The sequence below is a fragment of the Myxococcaceae bacterium JPH2 genome (assembly GCA_016458225.1).
GTDB lineage: Bacteria > Myxococcota > Myxococcia > Myxococcales > Myxococcaceae > Citreicoccus.
In genome coordinates, this window is sequence record JAEMGR010000034.1 from 105,772 (window position 1) to 130,736 (window position 24,965).

Genomic DNA, 24,965 nt, shown 5'->3' on the forward strand with positions numbered 1-24,965 from the left:
AACAGGAGGAAAACCCGGAGAAAGCATATGCCAGACGTCATCGTGGTGGGCGCAGGACACAACGGACTTGTCACCGCGGCGATGCTGGCGAAACGGGGCCTGTCCGTCACGGTCCTGGAGGAGAAGGACACCGTGGGTGGCGCGTGCAAGACGGAGTACCCGTTCCGCAGCGCGCCCAAGCTGGGGGTGTCCACCGGGGCCTATCTGCTCGGGCTGATGCCACCGGAGCTGCTGAGCGAGTTGGAGCTGGACCTGCCGCTCAAGCGCCGCGACCCGCACTACTTCCTGCCCACCATGGACCGGCGCTATCTGCTCTTCGGCTCGGACGAGCGGGAGCTGGAGCGGCAGTTCCGTGAGTTCTTCTCCGAGGCGGACTGGCTCGCCAACCAGGCGATGAACGCGGAGCTGGCGGCCCTGCGCGAGGATGTGGCCCCGGCGTGGCTCCTTCCGCCGCTCTCCATCGAGGAGACGGCCGAGCGGTACATCCGCCCTGCCCTGCGGCACGCGTTCGTGCGGCTGTGTCGGGGCTCGGCGCGCGAGTACCTGGACCGCTTCGGCTTCAAGTCGGACTTCGTCAAGGCGATGTACGCGGTGACCGACGCGTTCTCCGGCCTGGACGGCGGCTACGACACGCCGGGCACGGGCATGAACCTGCTGGTCCACAACATGTGCCGGCTGCCGGGCAGCGGTGGCACGTGGATGATTGTCGGCGGCGGCATGGGCACCGTCACCCAGCAGATCGCTCGGGTGGCGCGCAAGTACGGCGCCGAGCTGCGCACGGGCGCGAAGGTGGCCTCGGTGCGCGTGGACAACGGCGTGGCCAAGGGCGTGGTGCTGGAGAACGGCGAGGAGCTGTCCGCGAAGGTCGTCGTGTCCAACGGCGACCCGTTCCGCACCCTGCGACTGCTCTCCTCCACCGCGGTGCCTTCCGACTACCGCGCCCAGGTGGAAGCGATGGCCGCGCCCGGCACCACGTTCAAGGTGAACCTGTGCCTCAAGGGCCTGCCGCGCTTCACCTGCCTGCCCGAGGACCGGGGCCAGTTCGGTCCCACCATCCACCTGCTCCCGCAGGAGGACGACGTGCTGGGCGCCCTGGCGCGAGGCTACGCCGAGACGAAGGCGGGCCGGCTCTCCGAGTTCCCCTCCATCGAGTGGTATGTGCACACCACGGTGGACCCGTCCCTGCGCGACGAGGAGGGGCACCACAACTCCGCGCTGTTTGTGGAGTGGGTGCCGCACACGCTCGCGGGCACCACGTGGGAGAAGGAGGAGGCGCGCTACGTCCAGCACCTGTTGTCCATCTGCGACCAGTTCGCCCCGGGGACGAGCGACCTCGTGCAGGAGTACTTCGCGCTCACGCCGCCGAAGATTGAGCAGCACTTCGGCATCACCCACGGCCACATCCACCATGTGGACAACAAGCGGGGCTTCAACGACCGCCTGCCCTACGAGACGCCGGTGCAGGGCCTGTACTTCTGCAGCGCGGGCTGCCATCCGGCCGGAAGCGTCATCGGCGCCGCGGGCCACAACGCCGCCAACGTCGTCCTGCAGGCGCTCGGACGGTGAGTGAACGGGGCGGGCCCGGCATGCACATGGATCATTTCCGCCAGCATGTTTAGATGCCCGCCCCCATGAGCTACCTCGTCCTCGCGCGCAAATGGCGCCCGCAGAAGTTCGATGACATGACCGGCCAGGAGCACGTGGTCCGGACCATCGGGAACGCCATCAAGATGGACCGGGTCGCGCACGCGTACCTGTTCTGCGGACCTCGCGGCGTGGGGAAGACGACGGCGGCCCGGCTGCTCGCCAAGGCGCTCAACTGCGAGCAGGGGCCCACGGCCACGCCGTGTGGCACCTGCCGCGCGTGCACGGAGATCGCCGCGGGCACCAGCGTGGATGTGGCGGAGATCGACGGGGCCTCGAACAACGGCGTCGAGAACGTCCGTGAGATTCGCGAGAACGCCAAGTACCTGCCGCAGCGAGACCGCCACAAGATCTACATCATCGACGAGGTCCACATGCTCTCCGGGGCGGCGTTCAACGCGCTCCTGAAGACGCTGGAGGAGCCGCCCGGGCACGTGAAGTTCATCTTCGCCACCACCGAGGCGCACAAGCTCCCGGACACCATCCTCTCGCGCTGCCAGCGCCACAACTTCCGCCGCATCTCGGCGGCGCGGATGCTCCAGCGACTCAAGGAGATCTGCCAGGCCGAGGGCGCGGGCATCTCGGATGCGTCGCTGTCCATGGTGGTGCGCCAGTCCGAGGGCGGCATGCGTGACGCCCTCAGCTTGTTGGATCAGATCCTCGCCTCGTGCGGCCCCAACCCGACCGACGAGGCCGTGGCCGAGGCCATGGGCGCCATCGACCGCACGGTGGTGCAGGACTTCGCCGAGGCGATGGTCCGCAAGGACGCCAAGCGCGTGCTGGAGCGCGTGGAGGAGGTCTTCAATCGCGGGCTCGACCTCAAGCGGCTCGCGGAGGAGTTGGCGCTTCAGCTGCGCCACCTCTTCGTCACCAAGGCCCTGGGCGAAGCCCCCGCGGAGTTGTCCGAGTCCGAGCAGAAGTCCCTGCTGGCGCTCGCCAAGGAAGCGGACACCGCGCAGCTGTCGCGGTTGTTCGATGTGGTGCACGGCTGCATCTGGGACGTGTCTCGCGCGGCCCAGCCGAGGCTCGCGCTGGAGATGGCGCTGCTCAAGGCCATCCAGCTGTCGCCGGCCGGCTCCATCCCGGAGCTGCTCGCCCGCGTGGACCGACTCGCCGCCAAGGCCGATTCCGGAGCGTCCGGAGGTCGCTCCGGCCCCGCGAACTTTCGCGCCTGAGCGCCCCTCGGAATCCCGCTCCGCTCCGCCCCATCACGAGAGCAGCACGCCGCCTGGGCCACAGGCCCGTAGCGGAATTGCGCCCGCATCCCCGTCGCACAGCGCGGGGAGTGCGCGCGAGCCCGCGGCCATGCCATCGCCGACGAGCAGCGGCACGGCACAGCCCCTTGGCGTTTCCGACACGGGAGATGCTCCGCGTGGCCCGCGACCTTCGGGAGACGGCGACGCACGTCCCCCCGCGCCTTCGTTCGCAAGCGGTGACGCGCACACCGCTCAGCATTCCGGCCAACCTGCGCCTTCGTTCGCGGGCGGTGACTTGCGAGCGGCAACACCGCCGCCTTCGGGCCAGAGCGAAGCTCGGCACGCCTCCGCGCCGTCGGCCGAAAGAGCCCCCCCCGCCCCTCAGTCCTCGCCGAGCAGCACCGAGCCCCACGCGCCCTCGTTCGCGGATCCGCGTAGCGCGCCGCGCCCAGACTCGGTCATGGAGGACTTGCCGCCGTCGGCCGCGCGTCCTCTGTCATTCCTGAAGAATGGCGGGGCGGGCACCCCGCCCTCGGCGACGTCGAACATCCCCGCAGGAGTTCCACAGCCGCGCCCACCCGGCCCCGCGATGGACGATCTGCCTGCGTCGGCCGCGCGCCCGCTGCCCTTCCTCGGCAACGGTGCAGCCACGCCTGGCGCACCCGAGAGCCGGCCTCCAGCGTCGCCACCGGAGATGGCGGACCCTCATCCCGGCTCGCGCCCGCTCTCCTTCCTGCGCAATGGCGCTGCGGGCACTCCGCCCACCGCTCCTGGCGCACCCGAGCCTCGCCCTCCAGCTTCGGCACCGGAGATGGCGGACCCTCCTCCTCCGGGCTCGCGTCCGCTCTCCTTCCTGCGCAATGGCGCTGCGGGCACTCCGCCCACCGCTCCTGGCGCACCCGAGCCTCGCCCTCCAGCTTCGGCACCGGAGATGGCGGACCCTCCTCCTCCGGGCTCGCGTCCGCTCTCCTTCCTGCGCAATGGCGCTGCGGGCACTCCGCCCACCGCTCCTGGCGCGGACACTCGCCCCTCCCCCACCGCTCCCGTGGGGGCTTCGCCGCTCGCTCGCGCTCCTGGGCCCGTCACAAGCCCGACCGCAGGCAACACTCCGCTCACGCGTCCGGCAGAGTCCGCGCCCACCGTGCGCGTGACCAACGTGCGGCGTCCGGAGCCCTCGGGGCCTCCCGAGCCTCCGTTCCCCACGGAAGACGACGCCCGACTGTTCGCGGAGGAAGGCTCGGCCGAGGGGTGTGCCTCGGGTGAGTGCCTCCCCGCTCCCGAGCCGGAAGCCCCCGAGCCGGAACCCGACCCCGTTGCCCCTGCGCCTCGCGTCGGGAACGGGCGCGACAACCCCAACCTCTCGCTGCCCGAGCGGTGGCGCGCCGCGGTGGAGAGCGTGAAATCCGCGTCGCCTCGCCACGGCGCGGCGCTCGCCAACGGCCGCATGCAGTCCATGCGCGCCGGGGAGATCATCCTGGGCTTCGCGCCTCAGGCCGGGTTCCACAAGAACGCCGTCACGTCTCCCTCGGGAAAGAGCACCGTCGACGCGGCCCTGGCCGACCACTTCGGCCGGCCGGTCAAGCTCACCATCCAGGACATCGCCGCCGAGCCGAACGGGGGCTCGCTGAGCATCGCCGAGCAGGATGCCCAGAGCCGAGCGGCCCATGAGAAGAGCACGGAGGGCAAGGTGCGGAATCACCCCTCGGTGCGCGCCGTGCTCCGGCTGCTGGGGGGCGAAATCGAACACATCCAGGTCCTGGAAGCCGCGCGCCCTGCAGCCACCCCGTTGAGCGACACTCCGGAGGAGAGCCCCTGACAACCCCCGCGCGCAACGGTAGGGTGCGCGTCACAGTCCCATGTCCGAGCGGGGCCATGCCGGCGCCCGCTCCCACGTCCGCGGACCGAGGAAGCACATGCCTGGCATCGATTTGAACTACTTCATCCGGCAGGCGAACAAGCTGACGGAGAAGATCGAAGAGCGGAAGAAGCAGCTGGCGGACGAGACCGTCGAGGCCAAGGCCGGCGAGGGCCGCGTCACGGTGGTCGCCAACTGCGTGCAGGAGATCCGCAGCATCAAGATCGACAAGTCCGCCATCGACCCGAACGACCCGTCGATGCTCGAGGACCTCATCACCGCCGCCGTGAACGCCGCCCTGGCAAGCAGCCGCCAGCACATGCAGAGCGAGCTGGCCAAAATCTCCGGCGGCGTCAAGATCCCCGGCATTAACTAAGGCCGGATGACGCCCGATCCGCTCAATCGACTCGTCGCGCAGCTCGCGAAGCTCCCGGGCATCGGCGAGAAGACGGCCCAGCGCCTCGCGTTCCACATCCTGCGCGCGCCCGGCGAGTACGCCGTCGACCTGTCGCAGGCCATCCGCGAGGTGAAGGAGAAGGTGCACCTGTGCACGCGCTGCTTCTCCCTCACCGACTCGGAGCTGTGCGGCTTCTGCCGTGACTCGCGCCGCGAGGAGCGCTCGCTGTGCGTGGTGGAGACCTTCGCCGACTTGATGGCGCTGGAGCGCACCCGTGAGTTCAAGGGGCGCTACCACGTCCTGCACGGCGTGCTGTCCCCACTGGAAGGCGTGGGCCCCGAGCAGCTTCGCATCAAGGAACTGCTCGAGCGCCTCAACGACAGCCGGGTGGAGGAGATCATCCTCGCCACCAATCCGGACGTGGAAGGTGAAGCCACCGCGCTCTACCTGACGCGCTTGCTCAAGCCGATGGGTCTGCGCCTCACCCGCATCGCCCAGGGCCTGCCCATGGGCGGCGACCTGGAGTTCGCGGACCAGGCCACCCTGGCCAAGGCGCTCTCCGCCAGACGCGACCTCTGAGGCACGTGCCCGCTCTCGACCGAGAGCGGGCGCCTACTGCGTCACCCGCCAGGAGAACGGCATCATCACCGTGACCTCCTGGTCGCGGTGAGCCGGGAAACGCAGCCGCTGCGCCTGCGACTCCAGGCACCGTCCCACCTCGGTCGAAGCCAGCGGGCCCTTCGTGTCCGCGGTCACCTTCCCCGACGAGACGATTCGAAGCTGGACCTGCACCTCGCCCTGGCTGGCGGGAAGGTCCGCCTTGAAGCGCTCGAAGCACGAGGTGATGCGCGAGCGCCCACCCGACACGACACGCTGGATGTCCTCGATGCCCAGCGTCACCAGCTTCACGGGACGAGCCGCGCCCTTCGGAGTGGGAGTCGGAGCAGTCGTCCCCGTGTCCGTCGCGAACGCCACTGAACCCGGAGTTCCCGAGCCAACCGCGGGAACCGCCACCTTGTCCGGCTCCGTCGGAGTCGAGCCCGCAGGAGCCACGGCCGTCCCCGGCGCCGTCGTCCCGTCCGACGGAGGACCGGCAGTGTCCGATGGCGTCGGCGCGGCCCCCACCGCCGGAGCTGTCTCGGGGAAATGAGCCGTCGCCGGGTTCACCGCGGGAGTCGAAGGCGGAACCGGCGCGGCCGTCACGACAGCTGGACTGACAGGCTGCGCGTCACCCGGTGCCCATGCGCGCGCCGCCACGAACGCACCGCCCGCGAGCACCAGTCCACCCACCAAGCCCACGGCCAACGAGCGCCATCGCCGCGGCGCGGGAGCAATCTCCACGGGCCCGGAGCGAGTGGGCGTTCCCGGCGCCTTCTCCGATTCCGCCGTGACCGGAGGCACCCACGGCCGCCCCTGGACGGTGGCGCCATCCCCCGCGCCCGTCCGTGCAGGAACGGGAGCAACCGGAGGCGCGACGACGGGTGCCGCGGGCTGCGGCAGTCCCTCCGCCGGGTGCGAGACGTTCAGCGTCGCCAGCGTGGGGATGCGGGTGCGCTCGGTGAAGCGCTCCTCGCCGAAGTGCGAACGCAGGAACGCCGCGAGGGTCGTCGGTACGCCCGTGGCCCTGAGGTATTCGGCGAGGAAGATCTCCAGGTCCTGCGCGAACTCCTCGGCGGTGGCGTAGCGGTCATCGCGCTGGCCCGCCATGGCCTTGAGGATGATGGCCTCCAGGACCTCGGGCAGGTCCGCGCGCAGCTTCCTCGGAGGCTCGAACTCGGCGCGCGTCAGCGCGTTGAGGACGGCAAGGTCGTTGTCACGCGCGAAGGGCCGCACATGCGTGACGGCCTCGTACAGGCTGACGCCGAGCGCGAAGATGTCCGCGCGGCGGTCCACCTCCAAGCCCTGGGCCTGCTCCGGGGCCATGTACATGTACTTGCCCTTCACCACGCCGGTGCGCGTGTGCACCAGTCGCGACTCGGCCTTGGCGATGCCGAAGTCCAACACCTTCACCTGTCCCTGGTAGGTCAGGTACAGGTTCGAGGGCGAGATGTCCCGGTGCACCACGTGCAGCGACTGGCCCTGCTCGTTGGTGAACTCGTGCGCGTGGTGCAGGCCGTGCGCCGCGTCGATGAGCACGCGCAGCACCACAGGGAGCGGCACGTACTGACGACGGCGACCCGCGAGCCGCAGCGTCGTGGAGAAGTCCTCGCCCGCGAGGTACTCCATGCAGATGTAGTAGCAGCCGTCCGTGAACCCCAGCTCGTGGATCTGGATGATGTTCGGATGGGAGAGCTTGGCCGCGAGCCGCGCCTCGTCTCGAAACATCTCCACGAAGTCGGGGATGTTAGAGAGGTGCGGCAGCATGCGCTTGATGACGACGTTGCGCTCGAAGCCGTCGGTGCCGAGCAGCTTGGCGAGGAAGATCTCCGCCATCCCGCCCTCGGCCAGCTTCCGCACGAGCACGTACTGGCCATAAGGCCGCAGCAGGGGCGTGTCGGACGCGCCGGAGTTCTCCGGAATGGGGACGGTGGGCTGGGGGGGTGACATCGCCTCAGGGCCCTCGCTGTTTCAGGGTGCGCACCGTTTGAACCACCGGGACACCGGGACGACTCATCTTAAACACCAGCATCGGCGGCGTTCCCATTGGGACCGACCAGATATCGAACCGGTGCTTCCCGTCCAGCGTCACCGGACGTCCGTTGATGGACAGGTGCGCATCCACCGGGGCCACACCCGTCGCGTGAATCTTCGCCGCTGTCGGCTGGCCGTTGCGGGGCGACTCGATGACCAGCTCCTGCACGGAGTTGTCGTAGACCAGCTCCAGCTTGTTCATCCGTCCACCCTGGAGCGCCGCGCCCGCCGAGGACATCGGCGTCACGGACCACAGGTAGCTGCCCTCGCGCAGTGCGCCCGCGTCCAGCGCGGCGTGCGTATCCGTCACCGTGCGCTCGGCGACAGGGGTGGACAGCTCGCCCACGCGGTAGACCGCGACGCGGTAGCTCGCCGCGCGCGCCTCCGCGCCGTAGGTGAACGTCACGGCTGGAGGCTTGTCCTGGTAGAAGATGGTCGTCTTCTCGGGGCCCTCGGGCACCACGTTACGCAGCCGCGCCAACTCCTTGGGAGGATCCTCCGGAGCGAAGCGCGCGCTGCCCGCCGACACCTGCGTCCCGTCCGACTTGCGCACCCGCCAGTACAGCGCGCCCCGCGCCGGAGCCGCCACGTTGACGAAGGGCTGATGCACCAGGCCCGTCAGGACCGGCCGCGTGAAGGCCGAGTCCTGCGCCACCTCCACCACCGCATCCCCCGTGCCCTCCCAGGTGAGCGCCACCTGGGCCAGTCCCTTGTGGAACACCTCGCCGTTGTCGCCAGGTGCCAGCTCCATCGCGGCCCGCTCCAGCAACTCCACCCGAGGTGCCGCCGTGCCCGCGGACTCCACCGTGGCGCGCTCCCCCGCGCGCAGCGGCTGCCGGGCCTCGCCACGCACGAGGGTGACATCCCCCGCCTGCGCCTCCACGAGCAGCCCCGACGCCGTCCGCTGCACCGCGAGCCGAGCCGCGCCGGATCCCTCCAGCGACAAGTGGGGCAGCACCACCCGACTCGACCGCCCCGCGGCCAGCTGCAACCCGAGCGTGCCCTTGCGCAAGTCCAGCCGGGTCTCATCCGAAGTGCCGCCCTGCCCCGCGCCCTCGAGCACCGCCTCCGAGCCCGAGGTGAGCGACAGCAGTGACGCGCTGTCTTGCAGCGACAGCACCGCCGTGCCGCTGCGCACGCGAACCCCGTCGCCCGCGGCCAGCACCTCGCCATCTTTGCGAACCCAGCGCCACCGCGCCGAGCCCTTCGACTTCACCTCCGCGCGCCCAGACGTCGTTCGCAGCGTCACGGAGATGGGCGCCAGCTCAACGACGCGAGAGGCGCGCCCCACCACCTCCGCGCGCCCCGAGGCGACCTCCACGGACTCGCCCGCGTCAGCCTTCAGCGTCTGGCCATCCTTGGAGACGAACTCGATGGCGCCCAGCTTCACCTCGACGTGCGCGGCGTCCTCGGCCACGCGCACGCTCACCTCGCTCGGCTCCGAGCCCACTCGCGTGAGACCGAAGGGCGTGAGGATGCTCAACGCGACCCGCGTCGGAGCTGGGCCTCCCGAACCGGAGCCCGCACCCGCGCCAGCCGACGCCGGGACGCGCGACAGCACCACGCCGCGCGCCACCGTCAGCACGATGCCCTGCGCGTCCGAGCCCAGCGCGAACCGCGCATCCGAGCCCACCTCCACCGTGTGCCCGTCCGCGAAGCGCACCGTGGCCTTGCCATCCGCCCCGGTCTCCACCGCGTCCCCGGCGAACAGAGCGCCCGCGACCGCCGGGCCCGTCCTCCCCGCGCGTGACAGCCGCACATCACCTGTCACACCATCCAACTGAGCCAGCGCCACGGCGGTGCCCGCCTCCACGGGAGCAGCGGCGGCCACGGGAGCACTCGCGGGTGGAGGCGGCGTCTCCGGATCGCCACAGCCCGAGGCGACCACCAGGGACAACATCAGGACGCGCGCGGATTTCACCGGGCCCTCGGGAGGAGATCGACGTTGAAGATGGCCCGCTCGCCGTCGCGCAGCATGACGCTCTTGCTCTGGGGCCGGTGCCCCGGCGCGGAGATGATGATGCGGTACGTCCCGCCGCGAACTCGGACGGAGAAGGCACCTGTCTTGTCGGCCCGCGTGCGGACACGCGCCTGCGGAATCGCGAGCGTCGCGACGAGCGGACGGCCTCCCCGCGTGCTGCGCACCTGACCTGTGAGGGTGGCCAGCTCGCCCGTCTTGCGCTCCACCGAGAGCGCCACGGCCAGCTCGGCCTGCTGCCCCGCCACGATGACCGCCGCGTCCTCCACGGGACGGAAGCCCGGCACCACCACCGCGACCGCCACGGGCCCAGGGGCAAGTCCCTCGATGTTCGCCTTGCCGGACACATCCGCGCGCGCCTTGACGGTGCCCACCGCCACCCGCGCCTCCGGCAGTGGCGCCCCCGTCGCAGCGTCCACCACCGTCACCCGCAGACTGCCCATCACCGGAGCAGGCTTCTGCGCTCGGACCTCCAGCTCCGCGCGTCCGCCCGCCACCACCTGCGCGCGCGCCTCGGCCTCCTCATGGCCCTCCACCTGGACGCGCGCCAGCACCTCACCCACCGGAAGCTCGGTCGCATCCACCCGACCCTCGGCATCCGCCGCGACGGGCTCCCGGGCCTCGCCGCCCACGACGAGCGTCACCCGAGCCCCCGCGAGCGGAGCGCCCGTCGCCGCGTCCACCACCCGCAGCGCCAAGGCCCCGCGTGCATCCAGCACCGGCTCGGCCGAGGCCTCCCGCGCGGGTGAATCCGCCTCCCAGGTGAACTCCAGAGCCGCCCCCACCCGACGCAGGCGCTGCTCGGAGCGCGTCACCTCCGCGAGCGTCACCGTGTCGCGTACCTGCTGGAAGTCCAGCACCAGGGTGCCAGCCCAACCGCGAGCGCGCTTCAGCGGCACCAGCAGCGCGCCACCCACCGCGTAGCCCGAGGCCGTGGCCTTCGCCCCGGAGGCATCGCTCGCGGAGAGCGTCAGCGGAACCTCGCCGCGTCCCTCCAGACGCAGCCCCGCCGGCAGCGGAACCAACACGCGCCCACCGACCAACGCGGCGTGCCGGATGCCGCGCGCCAACTCAGGAGACTCCGCCCCGGCGAAGAGCGGGAGCTGCGAGTACCCATAGCCCGCGCCCACCTCCAACCGGACCGGCCCCAGCAGCGCACGCACCCGAGGCCCCACCGAGGCCCGCCACAGGCTGCCCCCCGTGACGCGCGTCCCCTCTGCCTTCAGATCGAACGCCTCCCGCTGCACGCTCGCCCACGCCCCCAACCAGGAGCCCACCCACCCGGTCGCCTGCGCCGACACATCATTCGGCGTCATGCCGTCATAGGTGAGCCCCGGCCCTACATCGGACTGCTGGCCCTGGCGCAGCGAGAGCCCATAACGGAGGCGGAGCGAGGCATGCTCCGGGGCTCCTGAGGACTGCGCGAACGCAGCAGGGGCGATCGCGACGAGCGCGAGCAGGAGCGGGACGATGGCGGACGGGCGGCTCGGGCGAGGCAAGGCCCGGCGGAGTATAGAGAAGGCCGTGAACGCACCCAAACCCGAGGCACGAGGTAACCCCGCGTTCCGCGCCAGGACCCACCGGGCCGGGTGTGGGGCCTGGACTCCGACCGGGCGCGCCGGTCCCGGATCCAGGAACCCGCACGGATCACGGCTGGCTTCTTGCTGGAGTGGAACTGCTTTGCTAAGCATGCCGACGGTCGGTAGCGCCTCGTCTAACCTCCGGGATTCACTCCAGAAACATCGGAGCGCCGCCGTGAGCGGGGCGAGCGAACGCTGAGGAGCGCATACGCCCATGGGCACGCAACTGGTGATGTACGAAGAGGAGTTCACCAAGATCAACGCGGTTTGCGACCGACTTACCAAGGACGCGAACGCGAAGGTCGTCTTCCTCGTCGACAAGAACGGCCAGCTCATCTCCTCCGCAGGCCAGACGCAAAACATCGACACGACGTCACTGGCGTCGCTGACGGCGGGCAATGTCGCGGCCATGGGTGGACTCGCCAAGCTGATTGGGGAGAACGAGTTCCCCAACCAGTTCCATGAAGGAGCGAAGGACTCGCTCTACATGACCATTGTCGGCAGCAGGGTGGTTCTGGTTGTCATCTTCGACAACCGGACGAGCCTCGGTCTGGTCCGCCTGCGCATCAAGAAGGCCAGCGACGAGCTGACCAAGATCTTCGAGAGCCTGGTGAAGAAGACGGACAGCCCCGGAGCCGGTTCGCCGTTCGCCGAGATCTCCGACGACGATATCGACAACCTCTTCAGCGAGTAACCCGGGAAGCCATGTCCTTCATCAATTACTCATCCCGCGAAATCAACTGCAAGATTGTCTATTACGGGCCGGGACTCTGCGGGAAGACGACCAACCTTCAGTACATCTACAACAAGACTGCCGCGGACACGAAGGGCAAGCTCATCTCGCTCTCCACGGAGACGGACCGCACGCTCTTCTTCGACTTCCTGCCGCTGTCGCTCGGTGAGATCCGCGGCTTCAAGACGCGCTTCCACCTGTACACGGTGCCGGGTCAGGTCTTCTACGACGCCAGCCGCAAGCTCATCCTCAAGGGCGTGGACGGCGTGGTGTTCGTCGCGGACAGCCAGATCGAGCGCATGGAGGCCAACATGGAATCGTTGGAGAACCTCCGCGTGAACCTGGCCGAGCAGGGCTACGACCTGAACAAGATTCCGTACGTCATGCAGTACAACAAGCGGGACCTCCCCAACGCGGTGACGGTGGAGGAGATGCGCAAGGCGCTCAACCCGCGCATGATTCCGGAATACCAGGCGGTGGCACCCACGGGGGTCGGTGTGTTCGACACGCTCAAGGCGGTCGCCAAGCTGGTGCTTACCGAACTTCGTAAGGGCGGCTGATTCCTGGGAGGACGAGACATGCCCTCCCCTCCGGGCGACCCGCCGGAAAGGATGGTATGACCACATGCCGCCAGGCTGGGCCGCTTTCAGAGGTCGCACCGTGCGTGTCGCTTCCGCCTCTCTCCGTCTCCTCGCGCTCCTGAGCGCCACCCTGTGCGTGCCAGCGCTGGCGCAGGAGTCGGCCGCCTCGCCTCCTCCCGGCGCGGCGGCAGCGCCCGCGGCGCCCGCGCCTTCGCCCACGTCAGCGGCTCCCGCCTCGGCGGTGGCCGCGCCGCAGACGGCGGACGAGGCCTTCAACACCCGCGTGAAGACGCTGGAGGAGCAGGTCGTCGACCTGAAGGAGAAGATCTACCGCTCCAAGGCGCGCCTGCTGTTGCTCCAAGAGACCGTGCTGGGAGGCGACCTCTCCATGGGCGCCCGCGCGGTCGTCATCCACAAGAACGAGATGGGCAACTCCTTCTTCCTGGAGTCCGTCGCGTATGCGTTGGATGGCGCGCCCATCTTCACCCAGGTGGACAGCAAGGGAGACCTCGACAAGCGCAAGGAGCTGGAGGTCTTCAACGGCCGCATCGTGCCGGGCCAGCATCAGATCGCCGTGCGGCTGGTGTACCGCGGCAACGGCTACGGCGTGTTCAACTACCTGGAGGGCTACAAGTTCAAGGTGCAATCCAGTTACACCTTCAACGCGGAGGCGGGGAAGGTGACCACCGTGAGCGTGGTCGGCCTGGAGAAGGGCGGCCTCACCACGGACATGAAGGACCGTCCGGCGGTGCGCTACGACCTCCAGGTCGCGCGCGACACGGCGAAGAAGGCCCCGCCTCCGGATACGTCCAGCCCTCCGGTGCCGGCGACCACCACCTCCGAGCCGAAGTAGGGGGACGCTCGTCGTGACCGCGTCGCTCCGCGCCCTCGCCCTCTCGGCCGCCCTGTTGGGTCCCTCCGCCGCGTCCGCCGCGGACCGGCCCTACTCCGGCCCCTCCGCCACGCAGCTTGAGCAGGTGGACGGACAGCTCCGAGGCGCCGAGGAGAACCTGCGCTTCGTGGAGACGCAGTTCACCCTGCGCCCCGAGCCCAGCGACGAGGACTCGCGCACGCGCCGCTTCTCCGACGGCGAGATTCAGTACCTCCTCGGAGACTGGGCCGCCGCGTCCGTCCTCTTCTACGACCTCATCAGCGAGCCGCGCTTCAAGGCGAGCCCCCACTACGAAGACGCGCTCTTCTATCTGTCGGACTCGCTCTTCCAGCAGAAGAACTACATCGGCGCGCGGGTGTACCTGCGCGAGCTGCTGTCGCGCCCCAACATCTCCGTCGCCCGCTTCAAGGACGCCCTCTCCCGCTTCCTCGCGGTGGCCGGGCGCCTCAATCAGTACGACGGCATCGACGGCTACGTGGAGCAGGCGCGGAAGCTGTCGGGCGGACAGCTCACGCCGGACATCGCGTACATCTACGCGCGCTGGACCTTCAAACGCACGGACCTGCCGGATGCCGAGCGCATCTCGCGCACGCGCGAGGCGTTCACGCCCCTGGCCGAGGCGCCCGGCCCGTTCCGCGCGCAGGCCGTCTACCACCTGGGCGTCGCATCCGTGCAGGCCGGAGACATCGCCAACGCCATCGGGTGGTTCCAGCAGCTCTTGCCCGCGCCGCCCGCCGCGCCGGGAAAGCAGCCCGCCGTGGCGCCCCCCGCGCCGCTGGTGTCCACCAACATGGCGGACGCGGACTCGCGCCGCATCCATGACCTGGCGCTCTTGTCGCTGGGGCGGCTGCTCTACGAATCGGGCCGCTACGACGAGGCGTTGGACCGCTACGGGCAGGTGCCGCGCGACAGCGAGTCGTTCCCGGAGTCCCTCTACGAAATCGCCTGGACGCACGTGCGCAAGGGCGACTTCCAGAAGGCGAAGGACGCCACGGACATCCTGCTGCTGGTGGCGCCCGACTCTCAGCTCGCGCCCGAGGCGCAGATCCTCCAGGGCACGCTGCTCCAGAAGCTGCACAAGTACAGCCAGGCGCTGGAGACCTACGACGGCGTCGTCAGCACCTACGCTCCGGTGCGAGACCAGATGGACGCGCTCCTGCGCGTGAACCACGACCCCGTCTCCTACTTCGACAACCTGCTCGCGCGCGGCGACCGGTTGATGGACGTGAACGCGCTCTTGCCTCCGCTGGCGCTCAAGTACGCGTCCACGCAGAAGGAAGTGGCCGGCGCGCTCAGGATGGTGAGCGACATCGACAGCGGCCGGAAGGGCGCGGGCGAGGCGCAGGCCATCGCGGACCGCATCCTCTCGGCGCTCGACTCTCGCGGCCTGGAGACGTTCCCCGAGCTGCAGGAAGGCTACACGCGCGCCGACGCGGTGGAGACCGCGCTCACGCACGCCGAGCAGTCCCTGGTGCAGTTGGAGTCCTCGCTGGTGGAGGGCCGACTGACTGGTGACGAACTGCAGCGCCTCGCGGCCGCCCGCGCCGAGCGCGAGGCCCTGCGCGTGCGCTTCGCCTCGCTGCCCACCACGCAGAAGGAGCTGGAGGAGCGGCGCCGGCGCATGCAGTCCCGCGTGGACGAGGTGGACCGCGAGGCCTTCCGGCTCGGCTACGAGCTGCAGAGCCTCAACGCCATCGCCATGGCGGTGCGCAAGTGGGTGGACGACACGCGGCGCGACCGCAAGACGACCCCCGACGAGGAGCGCGAGTTCCTCGTCCAGCTCCAGGGCGAAGCGGAGACGCTGTCCGAGCTGAAGTCGGACCTGGACAAGACGCGCCGCCAGCTGGCGGACGAGCGCAACTCGGTGGACACGTCCCTGGCCGGGGAGGCCACCATCCGCACCCGCTACGCCGAGGCGCTCGTGCACGAGCACGACCTGCTGCTCGCGGGCGAGGGGCGGCTGCCCGAGGACAGTGCGCGCGCCATCCTCCGCGCCCATGAGATTCGCAACCGCGCCAACGCCCTGCGCGTGCGCGTGACGGCCGCCAAGGAAGTGCTGCACGCCCAGCTCCAGCGACGCGGGCGCGAGATTCGCGACAAGGTCCTGGCCGAGCAGGCGCTCCTGCAGCAATACGAGGCCGAGGTGACCACCGTGTCCGGCGACGCTCGCAACCTGGTGGGGCGCATCGCCTACGACAGCTTCCGCCGCGTGCGTCAGCAGTTCTACGACCTGGTACTGAAGGCGGACGTGGGCGTGGTGGACGTGGCCTTCAACCGCAAGCAGGACAACACCACGCGCATCCAGGACGTGTCGCAGCAGAAGGACGAGGCGCTGCGCGCGCTCGACTCCGAGTTCAAGGGCGTGCTGTCCGAAGGGGGCCAGTGACATGCGGCGCCCCATCCTCACCGCCCTGCTCTGCCTGGCCCCCTGGGCCACCCTGGCCCAGACACAACCTCCGGAGGCGTCCCAGGGACAGCAGTACCTGGAGGGACTCGGCCACACCGCCGAGCAGGAGGCGCTGCTCCAGGAAGTCAGCCGTGCGATGCGCGCGTACGAGGAGGAGTCGCGCCAGTTCCACCACGAAGTTCAGCTCCTGGTGGAGCGCAAGTACGAGCAGAAGCGCGGCGCGCTGGTGGCCACGTACGAGAAGTCGCTGGCCGACCTGGAAGCGCAGGAGCGCCGCGAGCGCCTGGACGCCATCGCGCGCTTCGAGGAGTTCCTCCGTCGCTACCCGAACGAGCCGCGCTACACGCCGGACGTGATGTTCCGGCTCGCGGAGCTCTACTACGAGCGCTCGTCGGACACGCAGCTGCTCGCCATGCGTGACTACGAGGAGCGGCTGAAGGCCATGCCCGAGGACTCGCAGGTGGAGACCCCACCCGAGCCCGATGTGGATTACGGCCCCTCCATCGCGCTCTACCGCGACCTGCTCAAGCGCTTCCCGGACTACCGGCTCAACGACGGCGCTTCGTACCTCCTGGGCTACTGCCTGGAGAAGGAGAACCAGTTCGAGGAGAGCCGCTCCGCGTACCAGGAACTCATCGCGCGCTACCCCAAGAGCCGCTTCGCGACCGAGGCGCACGTGCGCATCGGCGAGTACTGGTTCGACAACTACGTGGATCCGGACGCGCTGCCCAAGGCGGCGGAGGCCTACAAGGCCGCGGTGAGCGACAAGGACCACCCGCTCTACGACAAGGCGCTCTACAAGCTGGGCTGGACGTACTACCGCATGGACCGCTTCGACGAGGCGGTGGATGCGTTCCTCACGCTCGCGGACTTCTACGAGGCCCAGAAGCAGGCCCAGGGCGACGAAGCGGGCGGCGGCGACCTGCGCGAGGAAGCGCTCCAGTACGTGGCCGTCTCGCTGGCGGACGAGAACTGGGGAGGCCTTGCCAAGGCCCAGGCGTTGTTCGCGCAGCGCGGCCCTCGGCCTTACGAGGCGGACATCTACCGCCGCCTCGGCAACGTCTACTTCGACCAGACGCACCACGCGGCGGCCATCGAGGCGTACCAGCTCGTGTTGAGCAAGGACCCCATGGCGAAGGACGCGCCGCAGTTGCAGCAGCGGATCGTCCAGGCCTACGAGCGGGACCGGAAGCTCGACGAGTCGTTCGCCGCTTCGGAGCAGCTGGCCACGCGCTACCAGCCTGGCAGCGAGTGGTACGCCAAGAACAAGGGCGACCCGGAGGCGCTCTCCAACGCGAACGCGCTGGCGGAGAAGAGCCTGTACTCGTCCGCCATCTACCACCACCAGCAAGCGCTGGTGTTCAAGAAGGAGGGCCGCTTCGACGAGGCCAAGGCCGGCTTCGAGGTCGCGGCCCGCGCGTACGGCGCCTACCTGGAGCGCTTCGGGCACAGCAAGAGCGCGTACGAGATGCGCTTCTATTACGCGGACTGCCTCTACTACTCGTTCCAGTTCGCGCCGGCCGCGGCGAACTACGCCCAGGTTCGCGACTCGGGGATGGACGAGAAGTACCGCAAGGACGCGGCGCTCAGCACGGTGCTGGCGTGGCAGCAGCAGCTCGCGCAAGAGGTGAAGGCGGGCACCACGCCCGACCTCAAGCCGCTGCGCTCCACCGAGCGCCCCGCGGGTGAGACCGTCAAGCCTCTGGCGCTCTCGGACACCGAGCGCAAGCTGGTGGAGGCCTCGGACAAGTACGTGGCCATGCTGCCGCGCGAGGAGAAGGCCCCGGGCATCGCCTACAAGACGGCCGAGCTGTACTACTCGCACAACGAGTTCCCCGAGGCGCGCCGGCGCTTCGAGGACATCGTGAAGCAGTACCCGAAGCACGAGGTGGCCAAGTACTCCACCAACCTCATCGTCGAGACGTTCCTCATCGACAAGGATTGGCGCAGCGTGGAGGAGGTCAGCGCGAAGCTGGCCAGCAACACGCAGGTCATCGACCCGTCCAGCGAGCTCTACAAGGACCTCGTGAAGTTCAAGCTCGCCGGCCGCTTCAAGCTGGCGGATCAGCTCCTGGCCGAGGGCAAGAACGACGAGGCCGCGCAGAAGTACATCGCGCTGGTGAACGAGGAGCCTCGCCACGAGTTCGCCGACAAGGCGCTCAACAACGCAGCGGTCGCCTACGAGAACACGCGCCGCTTCGACTCGGCCCTGAAGCTGTACGAGCGCATCTACCGCGAGTACCCGAAGTCCACCCTGGCCGATGCGGCCCTCTTCCGCGTGGCCGTCAACGCGGAGAACTCGTACGACTTCGACAAGGCCGTGGCCAGCTACACGAAGCTGGTGAAGGACTACCCGACCTCCAAGGACCGCGAGGCGGCGCTGTTCAACTCCGCGCGCCTGCTCGAAGGCCAGCAGCGCTACCCCGAGGCCGCCGCGGCCTTCATGCGCTACGCGGACCTGTTCCCCACCACCGAGGACGCGCCGAAGAACCAGTACCGCGCGGCGCTCATCCTGGAGAAGCAGGGCGATGCTCGCGGCGAGGTGCGCGCGCTGGAGGAGTTCGTCCGCAAGTTCTCCACCAAGCCCGGTCAGGTGGAGCTGGTGGTGGACGCGCGCCGTCGCATGGGCGACGCCTGGAAGAAGCTCGGCAACGAGCGCGAGGCACAGCGTGAGTACGGCGCGGCGGCCGACGAGTTCGACCGGCGCAAGCTCAAGCCAGACGAGCACCCGCTCGCCGCGGACGCCGCCGCCTACGGCCGCTTCCAGCAGGCCGAGGTGGAGTTCCAGAAGTTCGACAAGCTGCGCATCGGCGGCAAGGGCAAGGCGCTGGAGCGCAGCTTCACCAGCAAGCGCGCGGCGGTGAAGTCCGTGAACGACGCCTACGCGCGCGTCTATCCCTACAAGCGCCTGGAGTGGACGCTGGCCGCGCTTTACCGCCGCGGCAACGCGCTGGAGCGCTTCGCCAACACCATCGTCGAGACGCCCGTGCCGCCCGACGTGAAGCGGCTCGGTGACGAGGCCGTGGTGGCCTATCAGGACCTGCTCGCCCAGCAGACCGCGACGTTGGAGGACGCGGCCGTGGAGAGCTACGCGGCCACGCTCCAGGAGGCGCGCAAGAGCCGCATCACCAACGAGTGGACGCGGCGCACGCTGGAGGCGCTCAACCGGTTCCGCCCCAAGGAGTACCCGGTGCTCAAGGAGCCCAAGCAGGCCCTGGCCGCCGAGGCCGTCTATCCGGACGGGTTGGTGGGCAGCGTGACGGGCCCTGTCGTGCGCGCGCCCGCGCCAGAGAGTCCGAAGCTGAGCGGCGGAGGGGACAAGTGAGCCCCGTTCGGACGACCTCCCTCGGTGTGAGCGCCGCCCTCGCGGCGGTGCTGGGCCTCGTGCTGGGCGCGTGCGCGTCCGGTCCCAAGAATCGCCCGGACGCGCCGGTGACGGCGGCGGCGAGTGCCGATGGCGGCGTTCCCGTGGACGCGGGCGTCGCGCAGAAGCCCGCCGCGCCTCCTCCGGCCCCTGCCCCCACCAGCGGCGCCCAGAAGGACTTCCAGCGCGCGGTGGAGATCGCCCGCCGCGGAGAGCTGACCGCGGCGGAGACCGCGCTCAAGGCCCTGCTCGACCACGAGCCGAAGCTCGACTACGCGTGGACCAACCTGGGCATCGTGCAGGAGCGACAGGGCCGCGCCGACGAGGCCGAGCGCTCGTATCGCAAGGCCCTGGCCTTGATGCCCGAGCAGGAGGCGGCGTGGGATTGCCTCGCCCGGCTCTACGTCCGCACGAACCGCGCGGTGAAGCTGGAGGCCGAGCTGCGCGATGCGCTGAAGACCCGCGAGGACTCGGTGGCGCTGCACACGGCGCTCGCCTTCGTGCTCCTGCAGGAGAAGAAGCACGAGACCGCCGCCAACGAAGCCAAGCGCGCCCTGAAGGGCGATGAGCGCCACGTGCGCGCCATGCAGGTGCTGGCGCAGGTGTACTACCGCGAGGGCAAGTTCGAGCTGGCGCGCATGGTGCTGGAGAACGCGCGCGCCATCGACGCGGACGACGCGGCCACCCACAACGCGCTCGGGCTGGTGCACCTGGTGCTCAAGGCGCGGCCCCAGGCCCTGGAGAGCTTCAAGCAGGCCTCCCAGCTGCGCCCCGACTTCGCCGAGGCGCGCAACAACTACGGGGCGATGCTCAACGAGGCCCAGGACTACCCGGCCGCCGTCACCGAGTTGGAGGCCGCCGTGCGCGCCGCGCCGGACTTCGCCTCCGCGCGCCTGAATCTGGGCAACGCGTACCGAGGCCAGGGGGACTTCGCCCGAGCGCAGTCCGAGTACGAGCAGGTGCTCAAGCTGCAGCCCAGCCTCGTGGACCCGTACTTCAACCTCGCCATCCTGTACCTGGACCTGGAGCCGCAGGGACTGGACACGCTGGAGCGATACCGGAAGTCCATCGCGTACTTCGAGCAGTACAAGTCCAAGGGCGGCGGCGACGACCGCGTGGAGCAGTACCTGAAGGACGCTCGCAAGGGCATCGAGAAGGAAGAGCGCCGCCGCGAGCGCGAGCGCAAGGACCAGCTCCGCAAGGCCGCGGACCAGGAGAAGGCGGACCGCCAGAAGGCCCAGGCGGACAAGCAGGCCGCGGCGGACAAGCAAGCTGCGGCGGAAAAGCCGGCAGCCCCCGCGCCCACCCCGGCCTCTCCGGAGACCAAGTCCCCGAAGCCGTCCCACTCGAAACGTTCACCCGCGGCGGGCACCGCCCCCCGGTCCCCTGCCCCCGCGGCACCGGCCTCGGGTAAGCTGGCGACTGACGGAAAATAGGACGCCCATGCGCACCGCCCTGCCCCTTCTCATGCTGCTCGCCTCCGCGCCCGTGCTGGCGCAGGACAAGGCCGCGCCGTCGCCCGGCGCGCCCGCGAGCACGGCCCCGGCGAAGAAGGCCCGCAAGGTCATCCGCCTGGAGGCCATCGCCGTCGAGGGCCGCATCCAGAAGCCGCAGGCCTTCTACATCCTCCAGCGTTCCAATCTGAGCTTCGACGACCTGAACCGCACGGAGAGCTTCGTGCCCAAGGTCGTCAAGAGCGTGGAACAGGACCCCTTCTAGTCCATGGCCTCCTCTCCGCAGAACAAGCTGCTCCGCGTCGGCGTCATCCAGGATGGACGCATCGTCGAGGAGCACCACGTCCGGCGTGACACGGTCACCATCGGCAACGATGCGCGCAACACCATCGTCCTGCCCGCCGCGGAGGACCGGCCCTCGCGCTTCCCGCTGCTGGAGAACCAGAACCAGCAGTACCAGCTCGTCTTCGACGAGACGATGGACGGCCGCGTCAACCTGGGCTCCTCGGACGTGGACTTCCACGCCCTGCGCAACCAGGGCCTGGCCACCCGCCGCGGCAACCTCTACGTGCTGCCGCTCCAGGAGAGCGCGCGCGGCAAGGTGGAGCTGGGCGACGCCACCGTCTTCTTCCAGTTCGTCTCGCCGCCGCCCGAGGAAGCACGTCCCACGCTCCCGCCGGATGTGAAGGGCAGCGCCTGGAAGACGATGGATCGCCTGTTCTTCGGCATCCTGGCCGCCTCGCTCCTCATCCACTTCACTGGCGCCGCGGTCATCCTCGCGACGCCGCCTCCCGAGGAGCGCGAGCTGGCGTTGGATCAGCTCGAGGACCGCTTCGTGCGCGCCATCATCCCCCCGGCGCCGCCTCAGCCAGAGAAGCCCGCGGAGACCGGGCCGGCCGAGGCCAAGGAGGACGCGCACAAGGACGAGCCCAAGAAGGACGCCACGGCGGAGAAGCCCGCCGAGACGCGCTCGCCCGGAGACGCCGCGGAGCACCGCAAGCAGGTGGAGCAGAAGGTGGCCGGCAAGGGTCTGCTGAAGATTCTCGGCTCCGCGAGCAGCGGCGGCGCGGGCGCGTTCGCGGACGTGCTGGGCGGCAGCGCGGGCGGCGGAGACGTGGCGCAGGCGCTGGCGGGCGCGGGCGGCGTGGGCGTGGCCACCGAGGCCAGCGTGGGCAGCGTCGCCCAGCGCGGCGGCGGCTCCGGCAAGGTGACGAGCATCGGCGAGGTGGGCACGCAGGGCGGCGGCAAGGTGGACCTGGGCGCCAAGCAGGAGGCGAAGGTCGAGGGCCGCGTGAAGGACTCGGCGCCCGAGGTGGACAGCTCGAGCGTGGACCGCGACGCGCTGGCCCGCTACGTGAAGCAGCGCCTGAAGGCCATCCAGAACTGCTACGAGAAGGAGCTCAAGCGCAACCCGAGCCTCAAGGGCAAGGTGGTCGTGCGCTTCAGCATCAAGCCCTCCGGTCGCGCCGGCGACATCGATGTCGAAGAGAACACACTGAGCAACGACGCGGTGGGCAGCTGCATCCGCGCGGTCATCCGCACCTGGGTGTTTCCTTTCAAACCGGATGACGACGTGACTGTCGCCTATCCGTTCGTCTTCAGCCCGGCGGGTTAGGCTCCATGCGCTGCGTGGCCGGCCCCTCCCGGCCCGTGGCCCCTCGGGGGGCGCATGGAGAAGCTGTCCGTCATCGCCACTTCACCCCTCTTCGAGATGCTCGCGCCCGCGGAGCTGGCCCACCTGGCCGAGCTCGCTCGGGTGCACCGCTACGCCCCCGGCGACACCGTCTTCGAGGAGGGCGCCCTGGGCGACAGCCTCTTCGTCATCATCCACGGCGAGGTGGAGGTGGTGCGGCGCGGGGCTCGGGACGCGGTGCATCCACTCTGCGTCCTGGGGCCCACGGACTTCTTCGGGGAGATGGGCCTCATCGACCAGGAGCACCGCTCCGCCACCGTGCGGGCGCGCAGCGAGGCGGAGCTGCTCCAGCTCACTGCGCAGGACCTGCGCGCCTTCCGCCGAGCCCACGGAGATGGCTTCACCTATGTCGTCGTGAACATCGCCCGCAGGCTGTCCGCGCGGCTGCGCGAGGCGAACGCTCGGCTGGTGTCTCGGGAATGACGTCACCCTCCCACGCGGCCGTGGCGTCCGTTGACACCCCCTACCCTTGCTTCTACGCTCGAAGTGCAAGGATTTTCGGGCCTTTGCCCTCGTGAGGCGCATGAACACCCTCGGAATGTTCGCCGCCGTCGTGGTCAGCAGCATGGCCATCGCGCAGGCCCCGCCGCCGCCCGCGCCCCCCGGGACTGCCCCCGTCCCCGCGCCCCGTCCCACCACGGCCGCCGCGGTGCTCGACAAGGCCAGCGAAGTGCCGGACCCGGAGAAGCTCCAGCGCAGCAACCAGGCCCTGGGCGGCATGCGCGAGGTGCTCCGGCAGGTGCTGGAGAAGGTGGAAGAGGCCCGCCGCAGCAAGGACGTGGTGAAGCTCAACTGCGCGAACGAGAAGCTCACGCAAATCAAAGGCCTGCTGCGCATCTCCGAGCAGGCGGACGTGTCCCTCCAGGAGTCCGTCTCCCGGCAAGAGGCCTCGTCCAGCGAGCACGAGTACACCAAGGTCATGATCGCCCAACAGAAGGTGGGCCAGCTTCGCGCCGAGGCGGAGGAGTGCATCGGCCAGCTCGCCTTCCGCACGGACGAGAACCTCTTCGTGGAAGTCGAGGAGCCCAACAACCTGCCCGGCGGCGACCCCACTCGCCCCCTGCCTCCCCAGGACATCGTCGTCAGACCTCCCCCCGCGAGCCCGGTTCGCTAGGATTTTCAATCACTTCGGGTGGCCCCTGGCCCTCCGGGCGAGTCCCCCGAGTGTCCCCAACACTTCTTTCGGCCCGTGAGGGGGTGCGTGCTATGACGCCATGGGTCGGAAGCACACTGGGCGGGAGCAGGCCGTCTTCCCGCCGGAGAAGTCGTCCGGAGCCATGAAGCTGCCTGGCAAAATCTGGGGAGGCGTGAGTGCGCTGGCGCTATGGACAGCGCTGTTGCCCGCGTCCGCTCTGGCGCAGCAATCGGCCCCGCCCACCGGCGGCAACGGCTTCAAGGTCGGCGATGGCCGGCTGCATCCGTACTTCGACCTGGAGTCGCGCCTGGACAGCGGCGTGGGGTACTTCCGCCCCGCGGGCGCGGACGTGCTGGACGGCAACGTGCTGTCGCCCAAGCCCTCCAGCGAAGTGGCCCTGCACCTGCGGCCCGGCTTCCGGCTGGAGATGCCGTCGCCCTCGATGCCCATCAACCTCGCGGGCAACCTGGACTACGTGCTGTACACCGGCCTGGTGACGGCCGGCTCCGGCGCCGCGTCGCACCTGGAAGGCGCCGCGGACCTGCTGGCGCGCTTCAACCCCGAGAGCCCCCTGTCCTTCGAAGTGGGCGACCAGCTCGCGCGCTCGGACCGCACCCGCACGGTGGCGGTGGGCGCGGGCGTGCTGAGCCTCTTCAACGAGGCGCGCGCCAAGGCGACGTGGCGGCCCGGCGGCGGTGCGCTGGAGATCACCCCCTCGGTGGCGTACGCGGTGGAGTTCTTCAAGCCGCTGGGGGCCCTGGCGCCCACCGACTGCACGGACACCGTCTGCGACCCGGCCACCGCGGACCGCTTCGACTACAGCAACCTGCGCTTCGGGCTGGAGGGGCGCTGGCGCTTCCTGCCCAAGACGGCCGTGGTGGTGGACACCGGCCTGGACTCGCGCAGCTACTTCCACGACGAGCAGAGCCCCTCGGCGCTGCTGCTGCACGGACTGGTGGGCGTGGCGGGCCTCGTGTCCCCCAAGATCACCGTGACGGCCAAGGTGGGCTGGACGCAGAACCTGTCGGCGGGCGGAGGCGGCGCGCTCACCACGCAGCTCGAGGGCAACTACCTGTTCAGCCCCACGCTCACCTTCAAGGGCGGCTACCTGCGCAGCCTGGAGCCCGTGGCTGCGTACGGCCTGTTCCGGGATGATCGCGGCTACGCGGAGGGGCGCGCGCTCCTGGGCGGTCGCCTGACGCTGCACGCGGGCGCGTCCGTGGACTTCCTCCACTTCGCGGGCACGCGCAGCGACACGCTGGTGTCCCTGGACGCGGGCCCCGAGTACCTCTTCCGGCCCTGGCTGACCGGCGCGGCTGGCTACATGCTCAGCGCTCGGTCGTCCTCGGAGACGGGCGGCGGCATCAACTACACGCGCCACGAGGGATATGCTCGGCTGTCCGTGCTGTATTGAGGCCGTGTCGT

The 24,965-nt window shown here is 69.8% G+C and carries 20 protein-coding genes; 16 read left to right on the top strand and 4 right to left on the bottom strand.

The features are described from left to right. Positions 1–27: 27 nt before the first annotated feature. The gene (locus JGU66_31880) at positions 28–1,566 is read left to right on the top strand and encodes an NAD(P)/FAD-dependent oxidoreductase (GenBank protein ID MBJ6765377.1); all 1,539 of its coding nucleotides are present in this window, start codon (positions 28–30) and stop codon (positions 1,564–1,566) included. A gap of 65 nt (positions 1,567–1,631) precedes the next feature. Then, entirely contained in the window at positions 1,632–2,819 is a 1,188-nt protein-coding gene (dnaX, locus tag JGU66_31885; protein ID MBJ6765378.1) for a DNA polymerase III subunit gamma/tau, read from the top strand. 402 nt (positions 2,820–3,221) lie between these two features. Here dnaX and JGU66_31890 read toward each other — a convergent pair whose 3' ends face one another. Beyond that, a complete protein-coding gene (locus tag JGU66_31890; GenBank protein MBJ6765379.1) occupies positions 3,222–3,389 on the bottom strand; it encodes a hypothetical protein in 168 nt (55 codons plus the stop codon). Between the two features lie 607 nt (positions 3,390–3,996). Here JGU66_31890 and JGU66_31895 point away from each other — a divergent pair. From JGU66_31895 to recR, 3 genes are all read left to right on the top strand, one after another. Continuing rightward, on the top strand, positions 3,997–4,656 hold the full coding sequence (locus JGU66_31895; GenBank protein MBJ6765380.1) for a DNA polymerase III subunit gamma/tau: 660 nt from the start codon (positions 3,997–3,999) through the stop codon (positions 4,654–4,656). A gap of 97 nt (positions 4,657–4,753) precedes the next feature. Continuing rightward, a complete protein-coding gene (locus tag JGU66_31900) occupies positions 4,754–5,071 on the top strand; it encodes a YbaB/EbfC family nucleoid-associated protein (protein MBJ6765381.1) in 318 nt (105 codons plus the stop codon). Between the two features lie 6 nt (positions 5,072–5,077). Beyond that, entirely contained in the window at positions 5,078–5,671 is a 594-nt protein-coding gene (gene recR, locus JGU66_31905) for a recombination protein RecR (GenBank protein MBJ6765382.1), read from the top strand. Between the two features lie 33 nt (positions 5,672–5,704). Here recR and JGU66_31910 read toward each other — a convergent pair whose 3' ends face one another. Genes JGU66_31910 through JGU66_31920 form a run of 3 tightly spaced genes read right to left on the bottom strand, consistent with a single transcriptional unit; the run spans position 5,705 to position 11,392 of the window. Further along, a complete protein-coding gene (locus JGU66_31910; protein MBJ6765383.1) occupies positions 5,705–7,639 on the bottom strand; it encodes a protein kinase in 1,935 nt (644 codons plus the stop codon). Between the two features lie 4 nt (positions 7,640–7,643). Next, entirely contained in the window at positions 7,644–9,623 is a 1,980-nt protein-coding gene (locus JGU66_31915; protein MBJ6765384.1) for a FecR domain-containing protein, read from the bottom strand. Positions 9,624–9,640: 17 nt separating this feature from the next. Then, complete coding sequence (locus JGU66_31920) at positions 9,641–11,392, bottom strand: carboxypeptidase regulatory-like domain-containing protein (protein MBJ6765385.1); 1,752 nt, start codon at positions 11,390–11,392, stop codon at positions 9,641–9,643. Between the two features lie 103 nt (positions 11,393–11,495). Here JGU66_31920 and JGU66_31925 point away from each other — a divergent pair, with 103 nt between their 5' ends. The 11 genes from JGU66_31925 to JGU66_31975 all read left to right on the top strand — a co-directional run bounded on the left by JGU66_31925 (position 11,496) and on the right by JGU66_31975 (position 24,954). Beyond that, positions 11,496–11,975 carry a roadblock/LC7 domain-containing protein gene (locus JGU66_31925; GenBank protein ID MBJ6765386.1) on the top strand — a complete coding sequence of 160 codons (480 nt, stop codon included), beginning with the start codon at positions 11,496–11,498 and terminating at the stop codon, positions 11,973–11,975. Between the two features lie 11 nt (positions 11,976–11,986). Then, a complete protein-coding gene (locus JGU66_31930; GenBank protein MBJ6765387.1) occupies positions 11,987–12,574 on the top strand; it encodes a gliding-motility protein MglA in 588 nt (195 codons plus the stop codon). 100 nt (positions 12,575–12,674) lie between these two features. After that, on the top strand, positions 12,675–13,448 hold the full coding sequence (locus tag JGU66_31935) for a dihydrolipoamide acetyltransferase (GenBank protein ID MBJ6765388.1): 774 nt from the start codon (positions 12,675–12,677) through the stop codon (positions 13,446–13,448). A 13-nt stretch (positions 13,449–13,461) separates the two neighbouring features. After that, complete coding sequence (locus JGU66_31940; protein ID MBJ6765389.1) at positions 13,462–15,873, top strand: tetratricopeptide repeat protein; 2,412 nt, start codon at positions 13,462–13,464, stop codon at positions 15,871–15,873. Between the two features lies 1 nt (position 15,874). Then, the gene (locus JGU66_31945; GenBank protein MBJ6765390.1) at positions 15,875–19,219 is read left to right on the top strand and encodes a tetratricopeptide repeat protein; all 3,345 of its coding nucleotides are present in this window, start codon (positions 15,875–15,877) and stop codon (positions 19,217–19,219) included. A 26-nt stretch (positions 19,220–19,245) separates the two neighbouring features. After that, positions 19,246–20,694, top strand: coding sequence for a tetratricopeptide repeat protein (locus tag JGU66_31950; GenBank protein MBJ6765391.1), 1,449 nt, complete (start codon positions 19,246–19,248; stop codon positions 20,692–20,694). A gap of 7 nt (positions 20,695–20,701) precedes the next feature. Continuing rightward, positions 20,702–20,977, top strand: coding sequence for a hypothetical protein (locus JGU66_31955; GenBank protein MBJ6765392.1), 276 nt, complete (start codon positions 20,702–20,704; stop codon positions 20,975–20,977). 3 nt (positions 20,978–20,980) lie between these two features. Beyond that, positions 20,981–22,327, top strand: a complete 1,347-nt coding sequence (locus tag JGU66_31960; GenBank protein ID MBJ6765393.1) for an AgmX/PglI C-terminal domain-containing protein — start codon at positions 20,981–20,983, stop codon at positions 22,325–22,327. Positions 22,328–22,381: 54 nt separating this feature from the next. Next, positions 22,382–22,828 carry a cyclic nucleotide-binding domain-containing protein gene (locus JGU66_31965; protein MBJ6765394.1) on the top strand — a complete coding sequence of 149 codons (447 nt, stop codon included), beginning with the start codon at positions 22,382–22,384 and terminating at the stop codon, positions 22,826–22,828. Between the two features lie 100 nt (positions 22,829–22,928). Further along, positions 22,929–23,519 carry a hypothetical protein gene (locus JGU66_31970; protein ID MBJ6765395.1) on the top strand — a complete coding sequence of 197 codons (591 nt, stop codon included), beginning with the start codon at positions 22,929–22,931 and terminating at the stop codon, positions 23,517–23,519. Between the two features lie 163 nt (positions 23,520–23,682). Then, complete coding sequence (locus JGU66_31975; protein MBJ6765396.1) at positions 23,683–24,954, top strand: hypothetical protein; 1,272 nt, start codon at positions 23,683–23,685, stop codon at positions 24,952–24,954. Positions 24,955–24,965: the final 11 nt, after the last annotated feature.